The organism is Streptomyces cellostaticus (genome assembly GCF_023630175.1).
Lineage (GTDB): Bacteria > Actinomycetota > Actinomycetes > Streptomycetales > Streptomycetaceae > Streptomyces > Streptomyces cellostaticus_A.
In genome coordinates this window covers 1-24,617 of sequence record NZ_JALLIN010000019.1, presented here as the reverse complement: position 1 = coordinate 24,617, position 24,617 = coordinate 1, and the positions used below count along the sequence as shown (strand labels likewise).

Annotated in this window: 22 protein-coding genes and 1 pseudogene; 10 read left to right on the top strand and 13 right to left on the bottom strand. The window is 75.0% G+C overall.

Features of this window, described 5'->3' with window-relative positions:
• Positions 1 to 73: 73 nt before the first annotated feature.
• Positions 74 to 445: a hypothetical protein gene (locus tag MXD57_RS14240; RefSeq protein WP_250401769.1), complete on the bottom strand. Its 372-nt coding sequence runs from the start codon at positions 443 to 445 to the stop codon at positions 74 to 76.
• 118 nt (positions 446 to 563) lie between these two features.
• A complete protein-coding gene (locus MXD57_RS14235) occupies positions 564 to 1,451 on the bottom strand; it encodes a hypothetical protein (RefSeq protein ID WP_250401768.1) in 888 nt (295 codons plus the stop codon).
• Positions 1,452 to 1,759: 308 nt separating this feature from the next.
• On the opposite strand from MXD57_RS14235, the gene MXD57_RS14230 reads away from it, so the two are divergent.
• Positions 1,760 to 3,850 carry a SpoIIE family protein phosphatase gene (locus tag MXD57_RS14230; RefSeq protein WP_250401767.1) on the top strand — a complete coding sequence of 697 codons (2,091 nt, stop codon included), beginning with the start codon at positions 1,760 to 1,762 and terminating at the stop codon, positions 3,848 to 3,850.
• A 39-nt stretch (positions 3,851 to 3,889) separates the two neighbouring features.
• On the opposite strand, the gene MXD57_RS14225 is transcribed toward MXD57_RS14230, so the two are convergent.
• The gene (locus tag MXD57_RS14225; protein ID WP_250401766.1) at positions 3,890 to 4,687 is read right to left on the bottom strand and encodes a putative protein N(5)-glutamine methyltransferase; all 798 of its coding nucleotides are present in this window, start codon (positions 4,685 to 4,687) and stop codon (positions 3,890 to 3,892) included.
• 352 nt (positions 4,688 to 5,039) lie between these two features.
• Positions 5,040 to 5,786, bottom strand: coding sequence for a GNAT family N-acetyltransferase (locus tag MXD57_RS14220; RefSeq protein ID WP_250401765.1), 747 nt, complete (start codon positions 5,784 to 5,786; stop codon positions 5,040 to 5,042).
• 342 nt (positions 5,787 to 6,128) lie between these two features.
• Between MXD57_RS14220 and MXD57_RS14210 the strand changes: the two genes are divergently transcribed.
• The 6 genes from MXD57_RS14210 (at position 6,129) to MXD57_RS14185 (ending at position 11,629) form a co-directional block, all read left to right on the top strand.
• Positions 6,129 to 6,734: a molybdopterin-dependent oxidoreductase gene (locus MXD57_RS14210; RefSeq protein ID WP_250401764.1), complete on the top strand. Its 606-nt coding sequence runs from the start codon at positions 6,129 to 6,131 to the stop codon at positions 6,732 to 6,734.
• A 40-nt stretch (positions 6,735 to 6,774) separates the two neighbouring features.
• The gene (locus tag MXD57_RS14205; protein ID WP_250401849.1) at positions 6,775 to 7,494 is read left to right on the top strand and encodes a ferredoxin reductase; all 720 of its coding nucleotides are present in this window, start codon (positions 6,775 to 6,777) and stop codon (positions 7,492 to 7,494) included.
• A 193-nt stretch (positions 7,495 to 7,687) separates the two neighbouring features.
• A complete protein-coding gene (locus MXD57_RS14200; protein ID WP_250401763.1) occupies positions 7,688 to 8,272 on the top strand; it encodes an Rv1733c family protein in 585 nt (194 codons plus the stop codon).
• Positions 8,273 to 8,481: 209 nt separating this feature from the next.
• On the top strand, positions 8,482 to 9,450 hold the full coding sequence (locus MXD57_RS14195) for an acetylxylan esterase (protein ID WP_250401762.1): 969 nt from the start codon (positions 8,482 to 8,484) through the stop codon (positions 9,448 to 9,450).
• A gap of 140 nt (positions 9,451 to 9,590) precedes the next feature.
• The gene (locus MXD57_RS14190; protein ID WP_250401761.1) at positions 9,591 to 10,757 is read left to right on the top strand and encodes a serine hydrolase domain-containing protein; all 1,167 of its coding nucleotides are present in this window, start codon (positions 9,591 to 9,593) and stop codon (positions 10,755 to 10,757) included.
• Positions 10,758 to 10,885: 128 nt separating this feature from the next.
• On the top strand, positions 10,886 to 11,629 hold the full coding sequence (locus tag MXD57_RS14185; RefSeq protein WP_250401760.1) for a GntR family transcriptional regulator: 744 nt from the start codon (positions 10,886 to 10,888) through the stop codon (positions 11,627 to 11,629).
• Here the strand turns inward: MXD57_RS14185 and MXD57_RS14180 are convergent.
• Positions 11,599 to 12,345 (bottom strand): class I SAM-dependent methyltransferase, encoded by a 747-nt coding sequence (locus tag MXD57_RS14180; RefSeq protein ID WP_250401759.1) that lies wholly within the window; start codon positions 12,343 to 12,345, stop codon positions 11,599 to 11,601. The two genes, MXD57_RS14185 and MXD57_RS14180, sit on opposite strands and share 31 nt — an antisense overlap.
• A 4-nt stretch (positions 12,346 to 12,349) precedes the next feature.
• On the bottom strand, positions 12,350 to 12,931 hold the full coding sequence (locus tag MXD57_RS14175) for a PadR family transcriptional regulator (RefSeq protein ID WP_250401758.1): 582 nt from the start codon (positions 12,929 to 12,931) through the stop codon (positions 12,350 to 12,352).
• Positions 12,932 to 13,003: 72 nt separating this feature from the next.
• On the opposite strand from MXD57_RS14175, the gene MXD57_RS14170 reads away from it, so the two are divergent.
• A complete protein-coding gene (locus MXD57_RS14170; protein ID WP_250401757.1) occupies positions 13,004 to 13,402 on the top strand; it encodes a nuclear transport factor 2 family protein in 399 nt (132 codons plus the stop codon).
• A 135-nt stretch (positions 13,403 to 13,537) separates the two neighbouring features.
• On the opposite strand, the gene MXD57_RS14165 is transcribed toward MXD57_RS14170, so the two are convergent.
• On the bottom strand, positions 13,538 to 14,767 hold the full coding sequence (locus MXD57_RS14165; RefSeq protein ID WP_250401848.1) for a cytochrome P450 family protein: 1,230 nt from the start codon (positions 14,765 to 14,767) through the stop codon (positions 13,538 to 13,540).
• Between the two features lie 424 nt (positions 14,768 to 15,191).
• Between MXD57_RS14165 and rho the strand changes: the two genes are divergently transcribed.
• A complete protein-coding gene (rho, locus tag MXD57_RS14160) occupies positions 15,192 to 16,343 on the top strand; it encodes a transcription termination factor Rho (RefSeq protein ID WP_250401756.1) in 1,152 nt (383 codons plus the stop codon).
• Positions 16,344 to 16,476: 133 nt separating this feature from the next.
• A pseudogene (locus MXD57_RS14155) lies at positions 16,477 to 17,310 on the top strand (D-alanyl-D-alanine carboxypeptidase family protein); the annotation flags it as partial.
• Positions 17,311 to 17,369: 59 nt separating this feature from the next.
• On the opposite strand, the gene MXD57_RS31800 reads toward MXD57_RS14155, so the two are convergent.
• The 6 genes from MXD57_RS31800 to MXD57_RS14125 all read right to left on the bottom strand — a co-directional run bounded on the left by MXD57_RS31800 (position 17,370) and on the right by MXD57_RS14125 (position 24,476).
• Positions 17,370 to 18,761: a glycosyltransferase 87 family protein gene (locus MXD57_RS31800; protein ID WP_308290749.1), complete on the bottom strand. Its 1,392-nt coding sequence runs from the start codon at positions 18,759 to 18,761 to the stop codon at positions 17,370 to 17,372.
• The gene (mptB, locus tag MXD57_RS14145; RefSeq protein ID WP_250401847.1) at positions 18,758 to 20,152 is read right to left on the bottom strand and encodes a polyprenol phosphomannose-dependent alpha 1,6 mannosyltransferase MptB; all 1,395 of its coding nucleotides are present in this window, start codon (positions 20,150 to 20,152) and stop codon (positions 18,758 to 18,760) included. Before mptB ends, MXD57_RS31800 begins: the two co-directional genes overlap by 4 nt.
• A 109-nt stretch (positions 20,153 to 20,261) precedes the next feature.
• Complete coding sequence (locus tag MXD57_RS14140) at positions 20,262 to 21,200, bottom strand: glutaminase (RefSeq protein WP_250401754.1); 939 nt, start codon at positions 21,198 to 21,200, stop codon at positions 20,262 to 20,264.
• A 46-nt stretch (positions 21,201 to 21,246) separates the two neighbouring features.
• A complete protein-coding gene (gene aspA, locus MXD57_RS14135) occupies positions 21,247 to 22,656 on the bottom strand; it encodes an aspartate ammonia-lyase (protein ID WP_250401753.1) in 1,410 nt (469 codons plus the stop codon).
• A gap of 44 nt (positions 22,657 to 22,700) precedes the next feature.
• Positions 22,701 to 23,717, bottom strand: a complete 1,017-nt coding sequence (locus MXD57_RS14130; protein WP_250401752.1) for an asparaginase — start codon at positions 23,715 to 23,717, stop codon at positions 22,701 to 22,703.
• A gap of 81 nt (positions 23,718 to 23,798) precedes the next feature.
• On the bottom strand, positions 23,799 to 24,476 hold the full coding sequence (locus MXD57_RS14125) for a FadR/GntR family transcriptional regulator (protein ID WP_250401846.1): 678 nt from the start codon (positions 24,474 to 24,476) through the stop codon (positions 23,799 to 23,801).
• Between the last annotated feature and the right edge of the window lie 141 nt (positions 24,477 to 24,617).

Below are 24,617 nucleotides of genomic sequence, written 5' to 3'. Positions count from 1 at the left end.
ACGCGAGGGCGCCCCGGCCGGCTCGTCGCCGTCCCGGGGCGCCGCGGTGGGTTCGCCGTCCGTTCCCGCCGGGTCAGCGGCTCTCCAGTCGCAGGTGCAGGTCACGCTCCTGGTCGCCGGAGGCCGTGCAGGTCTCCTCGACGGTGAACATCGAGTCCAGCGTCGTGCGGAACCGGTCCACGGCCCAGTAGCTGCCCTGGACGTCCGCGAGGATGGGCGCGTCGAGGTGGACCGGCGGACAGCCCGGCCCGCGGGCGTCCGCGACGTCGTACATGCCGAGCCACACCATCGGACGGACCTCGTGGAGCTGCCTCGGCACCTCCTCGGGGGTGCGGTCCGAAGCGAAGCAGCTGTTCAGGGCGTCGAATACGAGGCGGGCGTCCTCCTTGGAGCCACTGATCTCCACCGAGACGGTCTCCTGGTGCGACCGGTCCGTGCTCTCCATGATCGCTCCTTTCCTGGCCGCGCCGCGGTGCGGCGGGCCGCCCCGCCGCACCGCCTGCACCCTCAGCAAAGCACCACGGACCGGCGGGCACACCTCGGCCGCCGGGGCCCCGTACCCCTCAGCCGCGGGTGAACCTGTACGTCTTGCTGTCCGTGAGGACGCAGAAGCCGGGCGACACGACGACGACGCGCAGCACCCCGGTCCGGCGGTCGTAGTCGATGCCCTCCGCCTCGAAGCCGCCCGAGCAGGCGCTGCGCAGCGGCAACTGGCGCAGGGCGGTGACATGGCCGGCGACGTCCGCCGTCCCGTTCGGTGCCGCGGACAGGTCGATCCGCAGCAGCGGCTTGGTGACGCCGAAGAGGGAGCCGTCCGGGTCGTCGGAGGAGCAGAGCAGCGTGGTGGGTCCGGAGAAGTCGCAGCCCTGGACGTCGCGCACGGCGTGGTCGAGATCGACGGTGGAGACCCGCGGGAGGTTCGCCGAGGGCGAGGTGGCCGGGTTCACCCCCGGGGTGGGGAGGACGAGCAGGCGGTTCATGGTGCCCCACTCGCCGGACAGCATCCACTGGCCGTCGGGCGAGACCGCCGCCCACGAGTTGTTCAGGGCCTCGCCCGGGTCCAGCGCGTGGACGTACTCCGACCAGCCGCCGCCCGGAGCCCGCACGCGGTACATCTTCGAGCCGCCCGAGTCACGCTGGTAGGGCTCGATGTAGTGGCCGTCGTAGGAGGCGTCGGGGTCTCCCACGTGGTTCCAGCCGCGGGCGGCGACCCCGATCGGGATGGTGCCGATGCCGGTGTACCGGTTGGGGCTGTTCGCCGGGACCTCCACCGAGGCCAGGCCCTGGCTCTCGGTCAGCGGATCGGCCCGGTCGGAGCCCGTCTCGGTCCAGGTGCCGGCGGCGCGGGCCGGGGCGGGCGCGGCGAGGGACACGACCGCGGCGGTGGCCAGGACGGCGAGTCCGGTCAGGATCGCGTGACAACGTTGCCTGGCACGGGGGGAAGCGGGCATGGCCGGCTCCTCGGAAGGGGGGCGGGTGCACTCGGTCGGCGGACAGTCTGGCCCGACGGAGTAGTCATGTACAGGCCATGGGAGCACCATGGCCTGAACTCTCGCGGCCCGGGGCCACGCGTGGCCGGGGCGGGCACGACCGCCCCGGCCACGCCGCCGGGCGGTGCTTTCGGCGTACGCCCGTCTCCCGGTTGAGAGATGGTGGAGACAGGTGCGTCGGCGCGGAGAGTCGGTGTGAGCGCGGTGGAACAAGGGGAGTCGGCACAGGGGACGGCGTGCCGTGCGATCGGGCGAAGGCGGTGCGTGGCATGAGTGCAGCCGGACCTCCGGCGGCGGACGGCAACGAGCCGGTGCGCGGACCGGTGCGGGCCGGTGGCCTGCTCGACGTGCTCCGGGTGGCGTCGGTGGTGCTGGACGACAGCGGCCGCATCGTGCTGTGGAGCCCGCAGGCCGAGGAGCTGTTCGGCTACTCGGCGCGGGAGGCCCTCGGCCGGTACGCCGCCCGGCTGATGGTGGACGAGCGGCACATCCAGCTCGTCGGCAAGCTGTTCGCCGATGTGATGCGCACCGGCCAGAGCTGGGCGGGCGGCTTCCCCATCCGCCGCAAGGACGGCAGCACCCGCCTGGTGGAGTTCCGCAACATGCGGCTGCTGGACGACCGGGGGAACGTGTACGCGCTGGGGCTCGCCGCCGACCAGTCGACCGTGCGGCGCCTGGAGCAGGACGTGGCACTGTCCGAGCGGATGGTGCAGCAGTCGCCGATCGGGCTCGCCGTGCTCGACACCGAGCTGCGGTTCGTCACCGTCAACGCCGCCCTGGCCAGGAACAACGGCGTGCCGGCCGAGGACCACGCGGGGCGCAGGCTGCGCGACGTGCTGCCCATGCTGGACACCGACGCCCTGGAGGCCGCGACCCGCCGGGTCCTGGAGACGGGCGTCCCGCTCATCGACTCGCCGCTGGCCGGCCGGACCCCGGCCGACCCGGACCGGGACCGCACCTGGTCGCAGTCGCTGTACCGCCTCGAGGACGCGATGGGCAACGTGCTCGGCGTCGCCGTCTCGCTGGTCGACATCACCGAGCAGCACCGGGCCTCGCAGGTGGCGGAGACGGCGCGCCGCCGGCTCGCGATCATCGCGGACGCCTCCGTACGGATCGGCACCACGCTGGAGCTGGAGCGCACCGCCTGCGAGCTGGCCGAGGTCTCGGTGCCGGCGCTGGCCGACATCGCCGCCGTGGACCTCCTGGACGCGGTGGTGCAGGGTCGGCCCGGCGCCCTCGGCCCGTCGGAGGGGGCGGTGATCCGGGCCCTCGCGGTGCGCCCGGCGGACGACTCGGACGGCGTGCGCGCCGCCGACCCGCCCGGCCAGGTCGCCCGGTACGGGCCGGACCGGCTCGTCACCGAGTGCGTGCGCACGGGCGAGGTGGTGCTCGTGCCGCGGGTGAAGGACGAGGACCTGCCGCGGATCGCCCGCTCGCCGGAGGCGGCCGCCCTGCTGGACCGGGCGGGCCTGCACTCCTATCTCGCCGTGCCGCTGATCGCGCGCGGGGAGGTGCTGGGCGCCCTCGATCTCAAGCGGACCCGCAATCCGGCGCCCTTCGACGAGGACGACGTCCTGCTGGCCCGGGAACTCGCGGCCCGCGCCGCCGTGCACATCGACAACGCCCGCTGGTACCAGGACGCCCGCAACACCGCGCTCACCCTGCAGCGCAGCCTGCTGCCGAGCCGCCCGCCGGTGACGACCGGTCTGGAGGTGGCCTCCCGGTACCAGCCGGCGGGCGCCACCAGCGAGGTCGGCGGCGACTGGTTCGATGTGATCCCGCTGGACGGCGGCCGGACGGCGCTCGTGGTGGGCGACGTGATGGGCAGCGGCATCAGCGCGGCCGCGACCATGGGGCGGCTGCGTACCGCGACCACCACGCTGGCGGCGCTCGGACTCGACCCGGCGCTGCTGCTGGAGCACCTGGACAAGACGACCTCGGCCCTGGACCACTCCATCGCCACCTGCGTCTACGCCGTCCACGACCCGCGTCTGCGGCAGTGCCGGATCGCCAACGCCGGGCATCTGCCCCCGGCCCGGGTCCGGCCGGGCCGCCCACCGGAACTGCTCGACCTGCCCACCGGGGTGCCGCTGGGGGTGGGCGGGGTGGAGTTCTCCACCGTCACCGTCGACTTCGAGCCGGGCGACGTGCTGGTGTTCTACACCGACGGTCTGGTCGAGACCCGCTGCCATTCGCTGGACGAGCGCCTGGACTTCCTGCTGTCCCTGCTGGACGACCCGGCCCGACCGCTGGAGGAGGCCTGCGACCTCCTCCTGCGCACACTGCACCACCCGGACAACCACGACGACGTGGCGCTGCTCATCGCCCGGGCGAAGGAGCTGCCCCCGGACCGGTCGTGACACTCCTGTCGCTCGCCCACCGGGCCGGGCCGGGCCGCGTCAGCGTCGCCGTACGCCGATCACCACATGGGCGTACAGCTCCTCGGACACCGCCGTACGGGCCGTCAGGCCGGCGTCGGTGAAGGCCTGCACCGCCGCCGGGGCCTGGCGTTCGCCGGTCTCGGTCAGCAGGACGCCGCCGGGCGCCAGCCAGTCCGGAGCTCCGGCGGCGACCCGGCGCAGGACGTCGAGTCCGTCCGCGCCGCCGTCGAGCGCGGCCGGCGGTTCGTGGTCGCGGGCCTCGGCGGGCAGGAGCGGCACCTCGGCGCTCGGCACGTAGGGCACGTTGGCCGTGAGGATGCCGACCCGGCCGCGCAGCGCCGGCGGCAGCGCGTCGAACAGGTCGCCCACATGGGAGCGGCCGCCGTAGGGGGCGAGGTTGCGGCGGGCGCAGCGCACGGCGGCCGGGTCGATGTCGGCGGCGTGCACCTCGACGGGGCCGAGCGCGGCGGCCAGGGCCGCGCCGAGCGCACCGGAGCCGCAGCACAGGTCGACGACGACCGCGGCGTCCGGGGCCTGGGCCAGGGCCTGGTCGACCAGGAACTCGGTGCGGCGGCGCGGCACGAAGACACCGGGCTCCACGGCGATGCGCAGACCGTGGAACCGCGCCCAGCCCAGGACGTGTTCGAGCGGCAGCCCGGCGGAGCGCCGGTCCACCATCGCGGCCAGCTCGGCGGGGGTGCGAGCGGTGCCGAGGATCAACTCCGCCTCGTCCTCGGCGAAGACGCAACCGGCGGCACGCAACGCGGAGACGACGGCGGAGGCGGGGAGCGGGGGAAGGGAGGGCAGGAAGGACATGCGGGCCGAGAGCCTTTCGGAGAACCGGAGCCGAAGGGCGCTCCCACGCTCACAGCAAGCCGTCACGAGGAGGGAGTACCCGGGCTGACACAGCGGTAATGGGTCCCACCTCCTTCGTCGCAGGTCGGCGCGGACACTCCGCGACCGGACGGTCACCCTACCCCAGCGCACCGGACCCGTCCTGCCGCGGCGGCCGTCCCGACCTGGTCACGGTGGTCTCGTGCGGCGCGGCGGCGCGGCCGGTGCGCCGCACGAGACGCCGGGCCGAGCGCATCGCCGTGGCCCCCGCACCCGCCTGGCCGGGTCCGGCGTCCTCGGGCCCGGCAGCCGGCCCCGACGGCCCCGACGGCCCCTAGGACACCGGTACCGCCGTCCGGCCGGCCGTCGGCCGCTCCGGGACCCGTGCCGCGAGGAACGCGGTGCGGCGGCGCAGCCGGAAGCCGAGCGACTCGTAGAGCCGGAGCGCGTGCGCGTTGCGCGCACCGGTGTGCAGGAACGGGGTCTCGCCGCGCTCGCGCACACCGTGCGCCACGGCGCGGATCAGCCGGCCGGCCAGGCCCTCGCCGCGGTGGGCGGGGTCGGTGCAGACCGCGCTGACCTCGGTCCAGCCCGGCGGGCGCAGCCGCTCCCCCGCCATGGCGACGAGGACGCCGTCGCGGCGGACACCGAGGTAGGTGCCCAGTTCGACGGTGCGGGTCAGAAAGGGCCCGGGCCGGGTGCGCCGCACCAGGTCGAGCATCTCCGGCACGTCGCGCGGACCCAGCGGGACCGCCTCCGGGTCCGGCGCGGCGGCGACGCCGCCGTCCACGAGTTGCAGCCCCTCCGACCGGAAGGTCACCTCCCAGTCGTCCGGCACCTGTCCTACGTAGCCCGAGAGGGGCACCTCGGCGCCGGGGCCGGCGAGTGCCGCGAGGTCCGCCCAGTCGTCCGCGTCCGGCTGGTCGGGCAGCCCCAGCCACGGGGACACGTCGAGCGGGTAGCGCAGCACCCGGCCGCGCCGCTCGGCGAAGTGCGCGTGCGGGCCGCCCAGGGAGGCGAGGGCGGGGTTGTCGAGGACGTGGGGAACCACGGGCGCCTGGGGGCGGAGTCCGGCGCTCATCCACCCACCTCGACGACGGCCTCCCCCGGGGTCCCGGCCGCGCGGACCGCGACCAGGACCCCTCCCGGGCCGGCGCCCGGCCGGTCCACGTCGGTCGGGGCCCCGCGCTCCGGGCCGCCGCGCCGCGTGCAGACATACGCCTTCGACATCCTCTTGCCTCACTTCCGTCGCACCGTCACCGGCGCAACGGCCGGCACCCGGTGCCAAGGAGCGGCGGCCGGCGGTTGTTCCCGGCCGCGCGAGACGTTTCGCGGGGCAGGGCGGGGCGAGTGCGCTCCGCCGTCATGACCGGCGCACTGACCTGGGACGGAGCGCGCGCGGGGACAGCGTACGGTGGAAACCATGAACGTCACCCGAGGCTTCACGGGTCGCCCCCGCGTCACCGATCCCGGACTGCCGCCGGGGCAGTACGACGCGCGGGACGAGTGGCCCGTCCTGTCCGCCGAGGTCACCCCCGGCCTCACCCCCGCAGACTGGTCCTTCCGCATCGACGGGCTGGTGGAGCGGCCGCACACCTGGGACTGGGAACGGGCCCGGGCGCTGCCCGCGTCGGAGTACGAGGGCGACATCCACTGCGTGACCGGCTGGTCGAAGTTCGGGGTCCGCTTCGGGGGCGTCGCGCTGGACACCTTCCTCGACGTGGCACGGCCGGCCGCGGCCGCCACCCACGCGGTCGCCTACTCGCACACCGGCTACTCCACCAACCTCCCGCTCGCCGACCTGACGGGCGGCCGGGCCTGGATCGCCTGGGAGTACGGCGGTGAGCCGCTCGCGCCCGAGCACGGCGGCCCGGCGCGGCTGCTGGTGCCGCACCTGTACTTCTGGAAGAGCGCCAAGTGGATCGCCGGCATCACGCTCCTCGATCACGACGAGCCCGGCTTCTGGGAGGGGAACGGCTACCACGAACGGGGCAATCCCTGGGAGGAGCAGCGGTACTCCGGTGACTGAGACAGTGCCTGCGCCCCGCGTCCCGGCGACGCGTTTCGCCGTGCCCGGACGCATCGCGGTGAGCGAGCGGGCCGCGTCGGTGTGGCAGACCGCCACGCTGACCGGGATCCGCCGCGAGACCCCGCACGCGGCCACCTTCCGGTTCGCGGTGCCGGACTGGGCGGGACATCTGCCCGGCCAGCATCTGATGCTGCGGCTGACCGCGCCGGACGGCTACGTGGCCCAGCGCCACTACTCGATCGCGTCCGCCCCCGACGACTCCGGCCACCTCGAGCTGACCCTGGACCATGTGCGCGACGGCGAGGTCTCGGGCTGGTTCCACACCACGGCCCGGCCCGGTGACACGATCGAGCTGCGCGGCCCGCTGAGCGGCTTCTTCGCCTGGCCGGGCGACCGGCCCGCGCTGCTGCTCGGGGCGGGTTCCGGCGTCGTACCGCTGATGTCGATGGTGCGGCACCACCGGACGCGGGGCCTCGGCGTGCCGCTGCGGATGCTGGTGTCGGCCCGCAGCCCCGGGGAGCTGATCTACGCCGGGGAGCTCGGCGCGGAGACGACGGCCGTGTTCACGCGGAGCGCCCCCGCGGGCGTGCCGGTGGGTCGTTTGGCGGCCGAACACGTGGCGCCGCTGGTGGCCGAGCGGCCTCCGGGCGGGTGGGAGGCCTATGTGTGCGGCTCCAACGGGTTCGCCGAGCATGCCTCCCGCCTGCTGGTCGAGGCGGGGCAGCCGGTCGAGCGGATCCGGATCGAACGCTTCGGCTGAGTCCCCTGGCAGCCCGCGCGGCGGCGGGGCGGCCCCGGGCGCGAGGAGGGCTTGAACTCGCGGTGGGTGATGCGCGCGAGGCGCTCCGTACGGGGTACGAGACGGGTGCGGACGCTTCGTGCGAGGCGAGGGAGGACGGCCCGGCCGGTTCCGCGGCCCCGACCGTCCTCCGGCTGCGGCGAGGAGGTGGGGCATGCGTACCCGGGTGCGCGGCTGGCGCTGGCGGCACAATCCGCTGCGGCGCAGGTCGGACGTCATGGAGGCCTGGACGGTCCTGGTCGCCGCCGTCCTGCTGTTCGTGGTCACTCCCCTGGCCGGGGTGGCGGCCGGTCTGTACGCCCACGAGCAGGCGCGGTCGCGCGCCACGGCGCTGCGGACCGAGCGGCACCAGGTGCGGGCCTCGGTGATCGGCGACGAGTCCGCGCGGCGGCGCCCCGTACGGGGCGATCGCGCGTATCCCTACCGGGCCGAGGTCCGCTGGACCGAGCCGGGCACCGGCACGCGTAACGCGGTGGCACGCGTGCCCGCCGACAGCCGGGCGGGTGACGTGGTGACCGTGTGGTTCGACGCCCGGGGCCGCGCCGTCGCCCCGCCGCCGAACGAGGTGGCGGTCTGGCAGCACACGGTCGCGGTGGGGCTGTGCGCGGCGGGCGGCTCGGTGGCCGTGATCCTGCTCGGGTACGCCGTGCAGCGCCGGGCCGCGCTGCGCCACCGGATGGACGAGTGGGAACGGGAATGGGCGCGCACGGGCCCGAGGTGGACCCAGCCGCGGGCGTGACCGGGTGAGCGGCCCGACCGCCGTGTGGAGGGGGCGGGACCGTGGCGCCCCACGGACGGGATACTTCGCCGGGCGCCTTCCCCGTGGTGGCCGGCGTGCCGGCCACCGGTCCCACCGGCCGGTGGAGAGCCGTGCCGGCCGGGCGGGTCGTCCGGCCGCCCACGTACCGTGAACCCCCGCTGTCCATCCGTTCACAAAGGCGGTTCACAATGGCCCTGTTCGACCTCCCGCTCGAAGAACTCCGCGAGTACCGCAGCGCCTCCGCCGAGCCGCGGGACTTCGACGCCTTCTGGGACAGGACTCTGCGGGAGGCGCGCCGGCACGAGCTGGACGCCCGGTTCGAGCCGGTGGACACCGGGCTGTCCACGGTCCAGGTGTACGACGTGACGTTCGCCGGTTTCGGGGGCCATCCGGTCAAGGGGTGGCTGCGGCTGCCCGCCGGCGCCTCGCAACCGCTGCCGCTGGTGGTGGAGTTCATCGGCTACGGCGGCGGGCGCGGGCTGGCGCACGAGGACCTGCTGTGGGCGTCGACGGGCCGGGCGCACTTCGTGATGGACACACGCGGCCAGGGCAGCGCCTGGGGCGGCGGGGGCGGCACGGCGGACCCGGTGGGCGCCGCACCCGCCTTCCCCGGGTACATGACGCGGGGCATCGACGCGCCCGAGAACTACTACTACCGCCGGGTGTTCACGGACGCCGTGCGTGCCGTGGAGACGGCCCGTTCGCACCCCCTCACCGACGCGGCGCGGACCGTGGTGATCGGCGAGAGCCAGGGCGGCGGGATCTCACTCGCCGTCGGCGGTCTGCTGCCCGATCTGGTCGCGGTCGCCCCCGACGTGCCGTTCCTGTGCGACTTCCCCCGCGCGACGACGCTGACCGACCGTCACCCTTACCGGGAGATCGGCCTGTTCCTCAGGACGCACCGCGGCCGCGCGGAGGACGCGCTGCGCACGCTCTCCTACTTCGACGGCGTGCACTTCGCGGCCCGCGGCCGGGCGCCGGCGCTCTTCTCGGCCGCCCTGGAGGACCAGACCTGCCCGCCGTCGACCGTGTTCGCGGCGTTCCACGCCTGGGCGCACCGGGACAAGGCGATCGAGGTGTACGACTTCAACGACCACGAGGGCGGCGGTCCGTTCCAGGAGGAGCGCAAGCTGCGCTGGCTGCGCGCGTACGCCTGACCGGAAGCGGTGGGGAGCGGCCGCGCCCGCGGGGCGGCCCGGTCCGGTTCGCCTCCTTCCCTCCAGTCCGACCAGTCGGTACGTTCTAGGGCGCCCCGGGCCGCGCCGCCGCCCGGGTTCCCGGCGACGACGGAGGCTGGATGTCCACGCACGAGGCACAGGTTCAGGGGCACTGCGATCCGCGCTTCACCGCGGTGCGGGAGGCGTTCGAGGAGAACTTCCGGGAGCGTGGCGAGCTGGGCGCCGCCGTGGCCGTGACCGTCGGCGGCGAGACGGTGGTCGACCTGTGGGGCGGCTGGGCGGACGCGGCGGGCACCCGGCCGTGGGAGCGGGACACGCTGGTCAACGTGTGGTCCACCACCAAGGGGCCGGTGGCCCTGTGCGCGCATCTGCTCGCCGACCGGGGCCTGCTCGACCTCGACCGGCCGGTGGCGGCCTACTGGCCGGAATTCGCGGCGGCCGGCAAGGAGGACGTACCGGTTCGGGATCTGCTGTCGCATCGCGCCGGGCTGTCCGGGCTGCGGGAGCCGCACTCCGTCGAGCAGCTCTACGACTGGGAGCTGACGACCGCGCGACTGGCGGCCACCGAGCCCTGGTGGGAGCCGGGCACCCGGTCCGGGTATCACGCTTTGACCTGGGGTTTCCTCGTCGGTGAGGTGGTGCGCCGGGTGTCGGGGCTGCGCCCCGGGGCGTTTCTGGAGCGGGAGGTGACCGGGCCGCTGGGGCTGGACTTCACCATCGGCCTGCCGGAGAAGGAGGCCGGCCGGGCCGCCGAGCTGGTTCACGCGCCGTCCCGGGGCGACGGTCGAGGAGCCGCCGCTTTCGGCCAGTTGCCGCCGGCCGCGGTAGCCGCCCTGACCAACCCGCTGGTGGGCGCGGCGCAGGCGAACACGGCCGCGTGGCGGGCGGCGGAGATCCCGGCGGCCAACGGGCACGGCACCGCCCGCTCGGTCGCCGCCCTGTACGGCGTCCTGGCCGGCCGGGGCGCTCGCGGCGATCGGCGGATCCTGTCGCCGCGGGCGGCGGAGCGGGTGCGCGAGGGGCAGGGCCGTTGCCGCGATCTGGTGCTGGGCGCGGGGTTCGAGGGTGAGACGGAGATCGGGCTCGGCCTGTGGCTGAGCGGCCCGCACGGCTCCTACGGACCGAACCCGCGGGCTTTCGGACACGACGGGTTCGGAGGTTCCTGCGGACTCGCGGACCCCGAGGCGGAGGTCTCGCTCGGGTACACGATGAACCGGATGGGGCCGCACATCGCGGACGACCCGCGCAAGACGGCCCTGGTGAGCGCGGTCTACGGCGCCCTGTGAGGCCCGGTGGCGCGGGTGGGTTTCGGCCGAACCACCGGACCGCTCTTCCCTCGTGGTTTAGACCAATGCTAGATGTGGTCGCGCAATGAGCCCGTTCGACTACGTCTTGTCACCACAGGAGGCGCGGCATGGCCCGCACCACCCCGCTCGACCCCCCGCAGTCCGACGGCCGGCCCCTGTACTGGCGGGTCGCGTCGCTGCTCCTCGACGCACTGCACGACGGCACCGTCCCGCCCGGTGACCGGCTGCCCAGCGAGCGGCACCTGGCCCGGCACTTCGGCGTCAGCCGGGAGACCGTACGGCAGGCGCTGGAGGTGCTGCGCCGCGGCGGCCTGGTCGCCACCGACCGGCGGGGCAGCCACGCCACCCTGCCCGGCCGCCCGGTCGAGGACCCGGTCTCGCTCACCTTCCCCGTCGGCGCCCGTCCCGCGGACCCGTGCGCGGTGGACCGGGCGACGGTGACCTGGGAGGCGCCGCCACCGGAGCACGCGCGGGCGCTGGGGCTGGCTCCGCACCGGCCCGCGCTCGTGCACCGCTACCGCTCGGCCGCACCGGACGGCCGCTCGCTGCGCACGGCGCTGACAACGTTCTCCGCGGTGGCGCTGAGGGAGGTCGCGGAGCTGGGCCGCTACCGCGACCGGGCGGACGGGGCCACCCCGGCACAGCTCCGCCGCGCGTACGACTGGATGCGCAAGGCCGGACTCACTCTGCACCACCGGGACTCCATCACCCAGGTCGGCGACGCCTCGTCGGTCCGGGTGACCCGCCGGGTGCACGACCAGTACGCGCGCCCACTGGAGATCACCGACCTGGTGGTCGACTCCGAACGGGACGCGCTGGTCTACGAGTTCACACTGCCCTCGGCCGGCTGAGACCGGGCCACGACGAGGCGGGCGCGGGGGCTGCCGTCGTCGCGCCACCCGAACTCGGGCAGCGTCCGCAGCCCGACCGTGAAGCCGGTCCGGGCCAGCCCGCCGAGGACGTCACCGAACCGGAAGGTCCGGTAGTACATGACGAACGGGGGCCGCCACAGGGCGTTGCGCACCCGCATCACCGTGTCGAAGCCCAGCAGCGTCCAGAACGTGGGACCGCACGGACGGGGCGGGGCGAAGAGGGGGAAGGCGAAGCTGCCGCCCGGCCGCAGCACCGAGCGGACCTGTGCGAACAACCCCGGCAGTTCGCGGGGCAGGAAGTGGCCGAACGCGCCGAAGCTGACCACCAGGTCGAAGGCGCGCCCGAACGGCAGGGCCCGGGCGTCCGCGCGCACCCAGCCGACGTCCGGTCCGCCGGGGAGCACCCGGCGGCGGGCCACGTCGAGCATGCCGGCACTGAAGTCGACCCCGGTGACACTGCGGCCGCACAGACCCGCCAGCAGCCCGGCCCCGGCCCCGGTGCCGCAGCACAGGTCGAGGCCGTCCCCGAAGGGCCCGAGCGGTGCCAGCGCCCTGGCAACCGGCTCCAGCACCGAGTCGGGCGTACGGAACGGGGTGTGGTCGAACTTCGGGGCCAGCAGGTCGTAGCCGTGCTCCACGGACGACAGCGCCTGCACGGCGAGCTCGCGCAGACCGGGGCCCTCGGCACTGAACATCGCCTCAGCCCGAACCCTGCGGGCGCACCGCCGTCGCCCGCCGGTCGAGGACGCGCAGCACGCGTTCACACCAGCGCAGGTTCTCCTCCTCGAAGGCGATGCCCGCCATGAGGGTGAGGTACGGGCCGATCCGGTCGGCCGCGCGCAGGTACTCCTCCTCGGCGCGTCCGCCGAGGAGGCGGGTGCGCACCCGCTCGTAGCGGTCGAGTCTGCCGCGGGCCCAGCCCGCGCGCTCCTCGACGAGCGCCCGGGCCACCCCGGGGTCGCCGCCGTCCATGGCCTGGATCTTGATGAGGAGTTCGTCGCGGATGGCGGTGGGCCGTCTCGGCGGCTCGGCTGCGAAGGCGCGCAGCCGGGTCCGGCCGGCCTCGGTCAGGGTGAACATCCGCTTGGTGGGCCGGCGTTCCTGCGGCACCGTGCGGGACTCGACCAGTCCCTCGTGCGCGAGGCGCTCGAGCTCACGGTAGAGCTGCTGCGGGGTGGCGGGCCAGAAGTTCGCGAGCGAGACGTCGAACACCTTGGACAGCTCGTAGCCCGAGGCCTCCCCCTCCAGCAGGGCTGCCAGGACGGCGTACCTGAGCGACATGTGGACACGCTAGCAGCCGGTCATTACCCTCAGCCGCACCTATTCAATTAGTTGACTATGCGAGGTGGTCCGATGCGCGCTTTCCGTGAGGCCGTCGAGGCGGGCGACATGGAGGCCGTCGAGGCGCTGCTGGCCGATGACGTCGTCTTCACCAGCCCCGTCGTCTTCAAGCCGTACCCGGGCAAGGCGATCACCGCCGCGATCCTGCGCGGGGTCTCCCAGGTCTTCGAGGACTTCCGGTACGAGCGGGAACTCGCCGGCGCCGACGGCCGCGACCACGCGCTGGTGTTCCGGGCCCGGGTGGGTGACCGGGAACTGAGCGGCTGCGACTTCATCCACCTCGACGACGACGGGCTGATCGACGAGCTCACGGTGATGGTGCGTCCCCTCTCGGGCGCCCAGGCGCTCGCCGCGGCCATGGGAGCCCGGTTCGACTCGATCACGCGGGAGGCGCAGGCCCGGTCCGTGTGAGCGGCGCGGTCCGCACCGCCGCCCGGCGTCAGTCCCCGAGCCGCTCCAGGGTCGTCTCGGTGTCCGTCTTCAGCCGGTCGGACACATCGGCGAGCGCGGGCAGTTCCGTGACCGGGGTGCGGCCGGCCCCGCCGCTCAGGACACCGGACGCACCGGGAGGGCGCGCACGCTGTTGCCGACGAAGCCGGCGTGCGGGGCCAGCTCCGTCTCGGGGACGGCGAGTTCGAGTCCGGGGAAGCGGGTGAACAGCCGCTCCAGGGCGACGGTCGCCTCCAGCCGGGCCAGGGGGGCGCCGAGGCAGTAGTGGGCGCCGTGCCCCAGGGAGAGGTGGCGTACGGCGTCGGGACGGGCGGGCCGGGTGACGTCGAAGCGGTCGGCGTCCGGGCCGTGCGCCGACCGGTCGCGCCCCGCGGCGGAGTAGCCGGCCAGGACGGGGGTGCCGGCTGGTATCAGCGTGCCGTCGACGGTGAGGTCGCGTACCGGATAGCGGAACGGGAAGTAGCTGACCGGGGCGTCCCAGCGCAGGGTCTCCTCCACGACGTCGGCCCAGCCCGCCCCGCCCGCGCGCACCAGGTCGAGCTGGTCGCGGTGGCCGCACAGGGCGCGCACGGCGTTGGTGATCAGGTTGAGAGTGGTCTCGTGTCCGGCGACGATCAGCAGCAGGAGCGTGCCGATCAGCTCCTGCCGGCCGAGCCGGTCGCCGCCCTCGTCCCGGGCCGCGATGAGCGCACTGGTCAGGTCGTCGCCGGGAGCGGCGGCCTTGGCGGCGGCGATCTCCTCGAGGACGGCGAGGAGTTCACGGTTGGCGGCGACCGCCTCGGCGGGCCCGGTGTCGGTGGCCACGATCCGGCTGCTGAGGTGGTGCAGCCGGTCCCGGAACCCGGCGTCCACTCCGAGGAGTTCACCGATGACGCCCATCGGCAGCGGGAGCGCGAAGTGGCGGCGCAGATCCGCCACGCCCCCGCCCGCCGCGGCGGCCGCCGCCAGTCCGTCCAGCAGGGACTCGGTCAGCTCCTCCACGCGGGGCCGGAGTTCCTCGGTGCGTCGTGGGGTGAAGGCGCGGCCGACCAGGGAACGCAGCCGCCGGTGGTCCTCGCCGTCGGCCGTGGTCATGCCCGGTACGGTCGCGAACGTGCGCAGCGGCCATCCCTCGGCTATCAGCCCCTCGCGCAGCGCCGTGAAGTGACGCGCGTCCTTGGCCACCCCGGGGTGCTGCAGGAACTCCCTGAGCGCCTCGTGCCCGAGGACGGCCGCGCCCGCGACGCCACCGGGCAGTTCGACCGGGGTCACGGCGCCGCGGGCCAGCAATCGCGCGTTGTCGGCGTGCGGGCAGCCGCCGGCGGGGTCCAGACGGTGCGACGGCATGTCGGGCGTGGTCTCCACCGGCAACTCCTGACGCTCGTACGACGAGGACGACGCCGACGATCGTAGGCCCGTCGGACGCGCTCGGCCTGGGGTTTCACGTCATCGGGCATGGTCCGTGGCGACGTGGTGCCGACGGGATCACGGGCCTGCCACCCCACGGGGTGGTACTCTGCCCGCAGCACTCGTGCACGTCCCCTTGCGGACGCCGGTGCCAGTTCTCCCTCGTCACGCCGATCGGCCCGCCGGTACCCGGTTCCGGTTCCGGCGCATCGGTTTCCCGGCACCACCTCGTGAGCAGGCCTTCCGCGCCGTGCCCGAGGTGGCCTTTTCCCGCCGCCCGGAGGCACCCGTGTGGGTCCGCCTCCCGTTCGCGGCCCCTCCCGCTCCCTCCTCCGCCCGCCGTCCGTGAAAGGACCTTCCGGCCATGACCAGCACACTCGAACACCCCCCTGTCGCACAGCAGCCCCCGGCCGCCCGGCCCGTCACCGGTGTCCTGGACGTCGACGCGCGCGGGCAGGGGTACCTGAGGGCCGCCCACCTGCTGCCCTCCCCCGCCGACCCGCAGGTCTCCCCCGCGCTGATCCGCCGTCACGGCCTGCGCAGGGGCGATCTCGTGCGGGGCGAGAGCACCGCGCGGCGCCGCGGCCTGACCGGCATCACGCCGGCCGACGGCCACGCCCCCGGGGACGTCCGCTCCCGCCGGCACTTCCACGACCTCACTCCGCTGCACCCTCACGAGCGGCTCCGCCTGGAGCACCCGGCGGCAGGCCTGGCGGGACGCGTCACCGACCTCTTCGCGCCCGTCGGCAAGGGGCAGCGCGGGCTGATCGTGGCTCCGCCGAAGAGCGGCAAGACCGTACTGCTGCAGCAGCTCGCCGCCGCCGTCGCGGGCAACCACCCGGGCTGCCGGCTGATGGTGCTGCTGCTGGACGAGCGGCCCGAGGAGGTCACGGAGATGCGGCGCTCGGTGCGCGGCGAGGTGTACGCCTCCACCTTCGACCGCCCGGCCGGGGAGCACATCGCCCTGGCGGACCTGGTCGTCGAGCGGGCCAAGCGGCTGGTCGAGGCCGGTGAGGACGTCGTCGTCCTGCTGGACTCGCTGACCCGGCTGTGCCGGGCCCACAACAACGCGTCGGCCGCCGGCGGGCGCACCCTGAGCGGCGGGGTCGACGCGGGCGCGCTGCTCGGCCCCAAGCGGTTCTTCGGCGCCGCCCGGCAGGCCGAGGAGGGCGGCTCGCTCACCATCCTCGCCACCGTCCTGGTGGACACCGGCTCACGGGCCGACGGCTACTTCTTCGAGGAGCTGAAGGGCACCGGCAACATGGAGCTCCGGCTGGACCGGGAACCCGCCGCCCGCCGGGTCTTCCCGGCCGTGGACATCGACGCCTCCGGCACTCGTCGTGAGGAACTGCTGCTCTCTCCCTCGGAGTTGGCCGCCGCCAGGGGTCTGCGCCGGGTCCTGCGCCCGCGTGCGGGCGGGCCGGGCGCCCTCGAGACGCTGCTCGAGCGCATGCGGGACACCCCCGACAACGCCACGTTCCTGCGCCGCGTCCAGCCGACCCTGCCCGGCGGCTGAACGGCTCCGCCCGGCCGCGGGCGACGGGCCCGGTACGCCGCGGGGCGACCGCGGTGCCACCTCCGGGTTGCTCCCGTAGGCCGTCCGGCCCGGACGGCGCGCCTGCCCCGCCCTCGCTTCCTACGTTGATCCTATGATCACCGGATTCTCTCGTCGGGTTGCCGTCACGGCCTGCTCCCTGTGTGTGGCGGGCACCCTCGCCCTCGCACCGGCCGCCGCCTCCACCGCACACCGTGCGGGGGATCCCGCGCCGCCGGGGCCACGCGCGTCGGTGCCCAAGCCGGCCCTGCTCCAGCGTTCCGGCACACAGGTCAGGCTCCGCCGGGGTGCCCCCGAGGTCCCGGACGTCTCCGCGCTGTCCTGGCTGGTCGCCGACGCCGACAGCGGCGAGGTGCTGGCCGCCGCCGACGCGCACCGCGAGCTGCCGCCGGCGAGCACCCTGAAGACCCTGTTCGCCCTCACCGTGCTGCCCGGCCTGCCCTCCGCCATGCGGCACACCGTCGACTACCGGGAACTGGAGGACGTCGGCGAGGGCAGCAGCCTGGTCGGCGTCGAGGAGGGGCACAGCTACCAGGTGGCCGACCTGTGGCGCGGGGTCTTCCTCAGCTCGGGCAACGACGCCGTGCACGTCCTCGCCTCCCTGGACGGCGGCTGGCAGGCCACGGCCGGGAAGATGCAGGCGAAGGCACGCTCCCTGGGCGCCCTGGACACCCATGTCGTCTCCCCCGACGGCTACGACGCCGACGGCCAGGTGTCCTCGGCCTACGACCTGGCCGTCTTCGGGCGGGCCGGGCTGCGCAACCCCGACTTCGCCCGCTACTGCTCCACCGCCCGGTCCCAGTTCCCGGGCGACGGATGGCCCTACCAGATCGAGAACACCAACCGGCTGCTGACCGGTGAGGACGGCGTGGCTCCGTACCCCGGGCTGATCGGGATCAAGAACGGCTACACCAGCAACGCGGGCAACACCCTCGTCGCCGCGGCGCGCCGGGACGGCCGCACCCTCGTGGTCACCGTGATGAACCCTCAGGAGGGCGGGGGCTTCGCCGTGTACGAGGAGGCCCGCCAACTGCTCGACTGGGGATTCGCCGCGGCCGGGCGGGTCGACCCGGTGGGCTCGCTCGACGCGCTGCGCCCCGGAGGCACCGCGGCCGCGGCCGCCGCACCCGCCGCGGTGACTGCCGCCCCGCCGCCGGACGACGCCTCGGGCTGGTCGCCCACCGCGGCCGTCGTGGGCTTCACCGGGCTCGGCGCGGCGGCGGTGGCGCTGGCGCTGCGGGCCAGGAACGGCCGGGTCACCCGCGGCTGACCCGCCGGCAGGCCCAGCAGCAGACCGAGCGTGACCCAGGTGTAGGCGTTGCCGCCGACGAAGCCGCCGGGGCCGGAGGCGTCCCCGGCCCAGAGCCACACCACGCTGGTGCACAGCACCGCGAACAGGGCGCCGGCGAGACGCGGGTACCCGGCGCGCACCAGCGCCGCGAGGGACGGCAGCAGCCACACCAGGTGGTGGACCCAGGTGACCGGGCTGACCAGGCAGGCCGCCGCGCCGGTGAGCGCGAAGGCCGCCGGCCAGTCGCCGGCCGTCACCGCCCGGCGGGCGCGCCACGCCCACGCGCACAGCACCAGCAGCACCGCACCGGCCCACAGCCCGCGATCCGGTTCACCGAGCCGGGCCAGGACGCCCTGCAACGACTGGTTCGACACGTAGTCGGGCCGCCCGACGCGGCTCGTGTCCCACAGTGCCCCGGTCCAGTAGAAGCGGGACGCGCCCGGGTACGCCCAGGCGGCCAGCCCGGTCGCCGCGAGGGCCGTACTGCTCGCCACGGCGGCCGCCCGCCACCGCCGGGCGAGCAGCAGCAGGGCGATGAACAGGGCGGGCGTCAGCTTCACCGCCGCGGCCAGCCCGATCCCGGCGCCCGCCCGGCGGCCGCGGCCGGTCCGCAGCAGCCAGGCGTCGCCGAGCACCAGGGCGAGCAGCACCAGGTTGACCTGCCCGAAGCTGAAGGTGTCCCGCAGCGGCTCGAACAGCGCGAGCAGACACAGCGCCAGCGACCAGCGGAACCAGCCGTGCCGCCACGGGCCCGGACCGGCCAGGACGCCCAGGACCACCGCCAGCGCGGCCAGGTTCACCAGCAAAGAGGCGGCGATCGCGGTGTGCCGGCCCATGGCGGCCAGGGGCAGCATGAGCAGCGCCGCGAACGGCGGATAGGTGAAGCCGTACGACGTCCCCGGCACCCGGTAGTCGTAGATCCGGCCCCCGTGCCCGATCCAGGTGTGCACGGTGCCGTAGTAGACGCGCAGGTCGAAGAAGTCCCGCAGCAGCGGCACGGTGGCCGTGAACACGGTCACCGCGGCGGCCAGGGCCGCCACGAGCAGCAGGCGGCCGGAGCCGGTGCGCGGCAGGGACGGGCCGGTCACGCGGTGCGTCCCGCCGCCGGTGCCTCGGCGGCCTGCCGGGCCTGCCACAGCACGACCAGACCCAGCGCGCCGCCGCAGACGGCGAGGGCGAGCTGGCCGGGCCGGGGCGGCCCGCCGCTCGGCAGCACCGCGAGCGCCAGCACACCGGCCAGGGCTGCCACCCGGTGCCGCACCGAGGTGCTGGGCGCGGCCGCCGCGATGAGGAACAGGCCCCACAGCACGTACCAGGGCCGGAGGGCCGGGCCCAGCACCGCGACCGCGAGCAGGCTCAGCCCGAGGGCGTACACCGGCAGCAGGCGCAGCCGGAGCCAGATCAGGGCCACCGCGACGGCGGTGGCGACCAGGCCCAGCAGATGCCATGCGGGCACGGCGAGCGGGGCCAGGCCGCTGCCGAGGTGTTCGAGCAGGGCGCCGGTGCCCCGGCCGAGCAGGCTGGTCAGGGCCCAGTTGTGCGAGGAGACGGGGGTGTCCAGGGCGCCGATCCAGCCGTACCCCGTGCCGGCGACGGCGGTGGCCGCGGCCGTGGTCGCCGCGGCGCCGGCCGCCGTCGTCACCGTGGCGCGCAGGGCACCGCGGCCGGCGTGGAGCTGGAGGACCAGCGCCGCGGGCAGGCCGAGCGCGGCGGGCGCCTTGACCAGGGCTGCCAGGGTGATGAGCACCGTGCCGAGGACGGGCCACCGGCCGAGTGCCGCGACCAGGCCGAGCCCCAGCAGGCCGAGCATCAGCGCGTCGTTGTGGGCGCCCGCCACGAGGTGCAGCAGGACCAGCGGGTTCAGGGCGCCGAGCCACAGCGCGGCGACCGGGTCGGCGCCGCTGTGCCGGGCCAGGCGGGGCAGCGCCACCGCCATGAGGGCGACGCCGAGCACGGCGACCAGGCGCATGCCCAGCAGTCCGGCGGGCAGTTCGCCGCGGGTCAGGGCGGACAGCGCGGAGGCCAGGGCGAGGAACGCCGGACCGTAGGGGGCGGCCGTGTGCCGCCACACGGGCGCGACCTCGTCGGCCAGCGGGCCGCCCAGCAGGTCGGGGCCGTGGGCGTACACGTCCATGTGGGCGTCGACCATGGCGCCCTGCGCGAGATAGCTGTAGACGTCCCGGCTGAAGAGCGGGGGCGCGAGCAGCAGCGGCGCCGCCCAGAGCGCGAGGACCAGCAGCAGGGAGCGCTCGCCGGGCGGTCGCGGGCCGTGCACCAGCCGGCCGAGCAGCGCCCAGGCAGCGGTGAGCAGCACGACACCGCAGTAGACCGCGACCAGGCCGAGCGCGGCCCGTGCGGAGGCGGGGGCGAGCAGGTCCGCCACCGGCAGGGCGCCCGCCGTCTCCCCGCCCAGCGCGAGGAAGGCGGTACCGGCCAGGCCGAGCACCTGGCAGCGGCGGAGGTCGAGGGGAAGGGCCATGGCCAGCACCGGGTCAGCGTGGCAACGCCGGGTGGCCGGAAGACGACACCCCCCGCACCGGCGGGCGGCCCGCACATGACCGGCGTGTGGCGCGGCGGCGCCGCCCGGTTCAGAACACCGAGAGGCCGGTGAGCGTGGTGAACCGGTCCAGGGCCGCCACACCGGCCACCGAGTTGCCCCGCTCGTCGAGCCCGGGGCTCCACACGCACAGGGTGCAGCGGCCCGGGACCACCGCGATGATCCCGCCGCCGACGCCGCTCTTGCCGGGCAGTCCGACCCGGTAGGCGAAGTCGCCGGCCGCGTCGTACGTCCCGCAGGTCAGCATCACCGCGTTGACCTGCTTGGCCTGGCTGCGGGTGAGCAGCCTGGTGCCGTCGGCGCGGATGCCGTGCCGGGCCAGGAAGCCGGTGGCGAGGGCGAGGTCGGCGCAGGAGGCGGCGACGGAGCACTGCCGGAAGTACTGGTCGAGCAGCACCGGGACGTCGTTGTCGATGTTGTGGTACGACGCCATGAAGTGGGCGAGGGCCGCGTTGCGGGCGCCGTGCGCGGTCTCGGAGGCGGCGACCTCCAGGTCGAAGTCGAGGCCGGGGTTGCCGCTCTCGGTGCGCAGGAAGGCGAGCAGCTCGCCGGCGGCGTCACCGCTGCGGGTCTGCAGGCGGTCGGTGACGACCAGCGCGCCCGCGTTGATGAAGGGGTTGCGCGGGATGCCGTTCTCGTACTCGAGCTGCACCAGGGAGTTGAACGGGTTGCCGGAGGGTTCGCGCCCGACGTGCTCCCAGAGTTCGTCGCCCTCGCGGGCCAGGACCAGGGCGAGCGTGAACACCTTGGTGATGGACTGCGTGGAGAACGGCTGCCGCCAGTCCCCCACTCCGTGGACGGTGCCGTCCGGTTCCGCGACGGCCATGCCGAAGCTGCGCGGGTCACAGGCCGCGAGGGCCGGGATGTAGTCGGCGGGGCGGCCGCGGCCGGGTGTGCGGCCCAGCTCCTGCTCGATGCGCTCCAGGACCGGGAGGAAGGCGGGGGACGACGTCGTTGTCATGATCGCCATTGTGCCTCCGGGCCGGTCCGGGTGCGTCGTGCGTGCCCGCGCGGGGTCAGGGGGCCGGCGTCCCGCTGCCCGCGACGATCTCGGGGCGCAGCAGGCCGGCCAGCCGGTCGGCGGGCAACAGGCCCCTCTCCAGGACGAGTTCGGCCACGCCCCGGCCGGTGGCGAGGGCTTCCTTGGCGATGTCGGTGGCGGCCGTGTAGCCGATGTACGGGTTGAGCGCGGTGACCAGCCCGATGGAGTTCTCCACGGCGGCGCGCAGCCGCCCGGTGTTGGCGGTGATGCCCGCGACGCACCGCTCGGCCAGCGTCAGGCAGGCGCTGCGCAGGTGGGTGATGCTCTGCGACAGGGAGTGCAGGATGAGCGGCTCGAAGGCGTTGAGCTGGAGCTGTCCCGCCTCGGCGGCCATGGTGATGGCGACGTCGTTGCCGATGACCTCGAAGGCGACCTGGTTGACGACCTCGGGGATCACGGGGTTGACCTTGCCGGGCATGATCGACGAGCCGGCCTGCACCGGGGGCAGGTTGATCTCGCCGAGGCCCGCGCGGGGGCCGGAGGACAGCAGGCGCAGGTCGTTGCAGCTCTTGGAGAGCTTGACCGCGATCCGCTTCAGCACGCCGGACATCTGCACGAAGGCGCCGCAGTCCTGGGTGGCCTCGACCAGGTTGGCCGCGGTGACCAGGGGCAGTCCGGTGATGGCGGCGAGGTGGCGGCGGGCGGCCTCGGCGTAGCCGGCCGGCGCGTTGAGGCCGGTGCCGATGGCGGTGGCGCCGAGGTTGATCTCGTGGACCAGTTCCACGGCCTCGGCGAGCCGGCTGCGGTCCTCGTCGAGCATCACGGCGAACGCCGAGAACTCCTGGCCGAGGGTCATCGGCACGGCGTCCTGGAGCTGGGTGCGGCCCATCTTCAGCACGTCGCGGAACTCGAGGGCCTTCCCGGCGAAGGCGTCCTGGAGCACGGCCATGGCCTTGAGCAGGCCGCGCACCGCGAACACCGTCGCGATCTTGACGGCGGTGGGGTAGACGTCGTTGGTGGACTGGCCGAGGTTGACGTCCTCGTTGGGGTGCAGGTGCGCGTACCGGCCCTTTTCGTGGCCGAGCAGTTCCAGGGCGCGGTTGGCCACGACCTCGTTGGCGTTCATGTTGGTGGACGTCCCGGCACCGCCCTGGATGACGTCCACGACGAACTGGTCGTGCAGGTCGCCCGCGCGTATCTCCCGGCAGGCGGCGACGATCGCGGCCGCCTTCCGTGGCTCCAGCAGGCCGAGTTCCTCGTTGGCGAGGGCGGCGGCCTCCTTGACGGCGGCCAGGGCGTCGATCAGGTGCGGGTAGGCGGAGATCGGGGTGCCGGTGATGGGGAAGTTCTCCGTCGCGCGCAGGGTGTGGATGCCCCAGTACGCGTCGGCGGGTACGTCGCGGTCGCCGAGCAGGTCGTGCTCGCTTCGGGTGACGGGGGTCATCGGGGTGCTGCCTCTTTCGGAGGTACGGGGTGCTGAGCGGGTGGTCAGGCGCCGGCCCGCGGCGGGACCGGGTCGAGTGCGGGCACCGGCCGGATCCGGCCGACCGGCTCCCCGCCGCCGAGCAGCGGCTCGCCCGCGAAGGCGGTGAGTGCGGCGGGGTCGACTCCGGCTCGGGCCAGGGCCGCCGCGGCCACCGGTATGCGTGCCCGGTTCGCACCGTCGGCGATCTTGACCGCGACGGCGCGGCCGTCCGGGAGGGCGGCGACCTGAACGCCCTCGAAGCCGTCCTTGGCGAGCAGGCCGGGCACGGCCCGCATCAGCTCGGCCACGTCCCGGCCGGCGCCGGAGGCCATCTCGGCGTGCTCGCGCATCGCGTCGGCCACCCGGGCCTCGGGGGTGCCCGGCGCGGCGGTGGTGAGGCGGGCGGCGGCGCGGGCGAGGCCGTGCAGCGAGACGGAGAACAGGGGTGCGCCGCAGCCGTCGACGGTCACCCGGGCGATCGGCTGGCCGGTGAGTTCCTCGACGGTGTCCGCGACGGCCCGCTGGAGCGGGTGGGCCGGGTCCAGGTAGCCCGGCAGGGACCAGCCGTTGAGCTTCGCGGTCCACAGCATCGCCGCGTGCTTGCCGGAGCAGTTCTGGGCGAGCCGGGAGGGCTCCCGGCCCGCGCGCACCCAGGCGTCCCGGACGGCCGGGCCGTACGGCATGTCGGGCACGTTGCGCAGGTCGTCCTCGCCGAGCCCGGCGAGTTCGAGGATCCGCCGGGCGCCGTCGAGGTGCCGCTCCTCGCCGGAGTGGCTGGCGGCGGCCAGCGAGAGCAGCGCTCCGTCCAGCGGGAGCCCGGCGCGCAGCATGGCCAGGGCCTGGAGGGGCTTGAGGGCCGAGCGGGGGTAGAACGCGGCCTCGATGTCACCGAGCTGGAGCTGGACACGGCCGTCGGCGCCGAGGACGACGACCGAGCCGTGGTGGACCCCCTCGACGATCCCGCCGCGCACGAGGTGGGCCACGGGGGTGTGCCGGGGTTCGCGGACGACGGGCGCGGGCGCGGGAGAGCTGCTGTACATCACTGCCTGAATCGGTGGTGGGAGCGGGGGGCGAGGGCGGCGGGGAAGGCGACGGGCCGGGCCGGCGGCACCGGCCGCGGGTCACGCGTCGGGGCCGCCGCCGGGTGGTGTGTCCGGGTGTCCGGCGCGCACGATGTGGGTGAGGGTCGTCTCGACGCGGTCCAGGTGGTGGCTCATGGCCTGGACGGCGTCGTGTTCGCTGCCGTCCACCAGGGCCTCGACGATCGCCCGGTGCTCGCGGTTGGACTGCTCGCGGCGCCCGCCCAGTTCGTTGAGGAAGGCCGACTGGCGCGCCAGCGCGTCGCGGATCTCCTCGATGACCCGGCGGAAGACCGGGTTCTGGGCGGCTTCGGCGACGGCGAGGTGGAAGAGGCTGTCCATCGCGACCCACGCGGTGGTGTCCGTCTCCCGCTCCATGCGGTCGAGCAGCCGGCCGAGCCGGTCCAGGTCGTCCGGGGTGCGGCGGGTCGCCGCGTATCCGGCGACCGGGATCTCGACGTGGCGGCGGACCTCCAGCAGGTGGCCGGCCGTGTAGTCGCCGAAGGTGGGCTCGTCGACGCGGTCCGCGACGACGAAGGTCCCCCTGCCGGTCCGGGAGACCGTCAGGCCCATCGTCTGCAGGGCGCGCAGCGCCTCGCGGAGCACGGGCCGGGACACCTCGAGGGTGCGGCACAGCTCGGCCTCGGAGGGGAGCTTGTCGCCCACGGCGTACGTGCCGCGCTCGATGGCGCCGCGAAGGTGGCCGAGGACCGCCTCCATGGCGCTGACGCGCCGCGGGCCCGGACCACCTGTCTGGCTGTCTGACAGGTTCACGGGGCGATAGTGCGGTCCGCGGACCGGCGCTGTCAAGGCGGGCCGGTCCGAAGGACGCGCACGGGGTGGGGGGGGGCCCGGCGCGGG

Coding starts and splice junctions, on each gene's coding strand:
- MXD57_RS14185 (WP_250401760.1), top strand. CDS start 10,886: ATGGCCCGCACCACCCCGCTCGACCCCCCGCAGTCCGACGGCCGGCCC.
- MXD57_RS14130 (WP_250401752.1), bottom strand. CDS start 23,717: ATGTACAGCAGCTCTCCCGCGCCCGCGCCCGTCGTCCGCGAACCCCGG.
- rho (WP_250401756.1), top strand. CDS start 15,192: ATGACCAGCACACTCGAACACCCCCCTGTCGCACAGCAGCCCCCGGCC.
- MXD57_RS14170 (WP_250401757.1), top strand. CDS start 13,004: ATGCGCGCTTTCCGTGAGGCCGTCGAGGCGGGCGACATGGAGGCCGTC.
- aspA (WP_250401753.1), bottom strand. CDS start 22,656: ATGACCCCCGTCACCCGAAGCGAGCACGACCTGCTCGGCGACCGCGAC.
- MXD57_RS14200 (WP_250401763.1), top strand. CDS start 7,688: ATGCGTACCCGGGTGCGCGGCTGGCGCTGGCGGCACAATCCGCTGCGG.
- MXD57_RS14220 (WP_250401765.1), bottom strand. CDS start 5,786: ATGAGCGCCGGACTCCGCCCCCAGGCGCCCGTGGTTCCCCACGTCCTC.
- mptB (WP_250401847.1), bottom strand. CDS start 20,152: ATGGCCCTTCCCCTCGACCTCCGCCGCTGCCAGGTGCTCGGCCTGGCC.
- MXD57_RS14180 (WP_250401759.1), bottom strand. CDS start 12,345: ATGTTCAGTGCCGAGGGCCCCGGTCTGCGCGAGCTCGCCGTGCAGGCG.
- MXD57_RS14175 (WP_250401758.1), bottom strand. CDS start 12,931: ATGTCGCTCAGGTACGCCGTCCTGGCAGCCCTGCTGGAGGGGGAGGCC.
- MXD57_RS14225 (WP_250401766.1), bottom strand. CDS start 4,687: ATGTCCTTCCTGCCCTCCCTTCCCCCGCTCCCCGCCTCCGCCGTCGTC.
- MXD57_RS14190 (WP_250401761.1), top strand. CDS start 9,591: ATGTCCACGCACGAGGCACAGGTTCAGGGGCACTGCGATCCGCGCTTC.
- MXD57_RS14230 (WP_250401767.1), top strand. CDS start 1,760: ATGAGTGCAGCCGGACCTCCGGCGGCGGACGGCAACGAGCCGGTGCGC.
- MXD57_RS14165 (WP_250401848.1), bottom strand. CDS start 14,767: ATGCCGTCGCACCGTCTGGACCCCGCCGGCGGCTGCCCGCACGCCGAC.
- MXD57_RS14125 (WP_250401846.1), bottom strand. CDS start 24,476: ATGGAGGCGGTCCTCGGCCACCTTCGCGGCGCCATCGAGCGCGGCACG.
- MXD57_RS14235 (WP_250401768.1), bottom strand. CDS start 1,451: ATGCCCGCTTCCCCCCGTGCCAGGCAACGTTGTCACGCGATCCTGACC.
- MXD57_RS14240 (WP_250401769.1), bottom strand. CDS start 445: ATGGAGAGCACGGACCGGTCGCACCAGGAGACCGTCTCGGTGGAGATC.
- MXD57_RS14210 (WP_250401764.1), top strand. CDS start 6,129: ATGAACGTCACCCGAGGCTTCACGGGTCGCCCCCGCGTCACCGATCCC.
- MXD57_RS14140 (WP_250401754.1), bottom strand. CDS start 21,200: ATGGCGATCATGACAACGACGTCGTCCCCCGCCTTCCTCCCGGTCCTG.
- MXD57_RS14195 (WP_250401762.1), top strand. CDS start 8,482: ATGGCCCTGTTCGACCTCCCGCTCGAAGAACTCCGCGAGTACCGCAGC.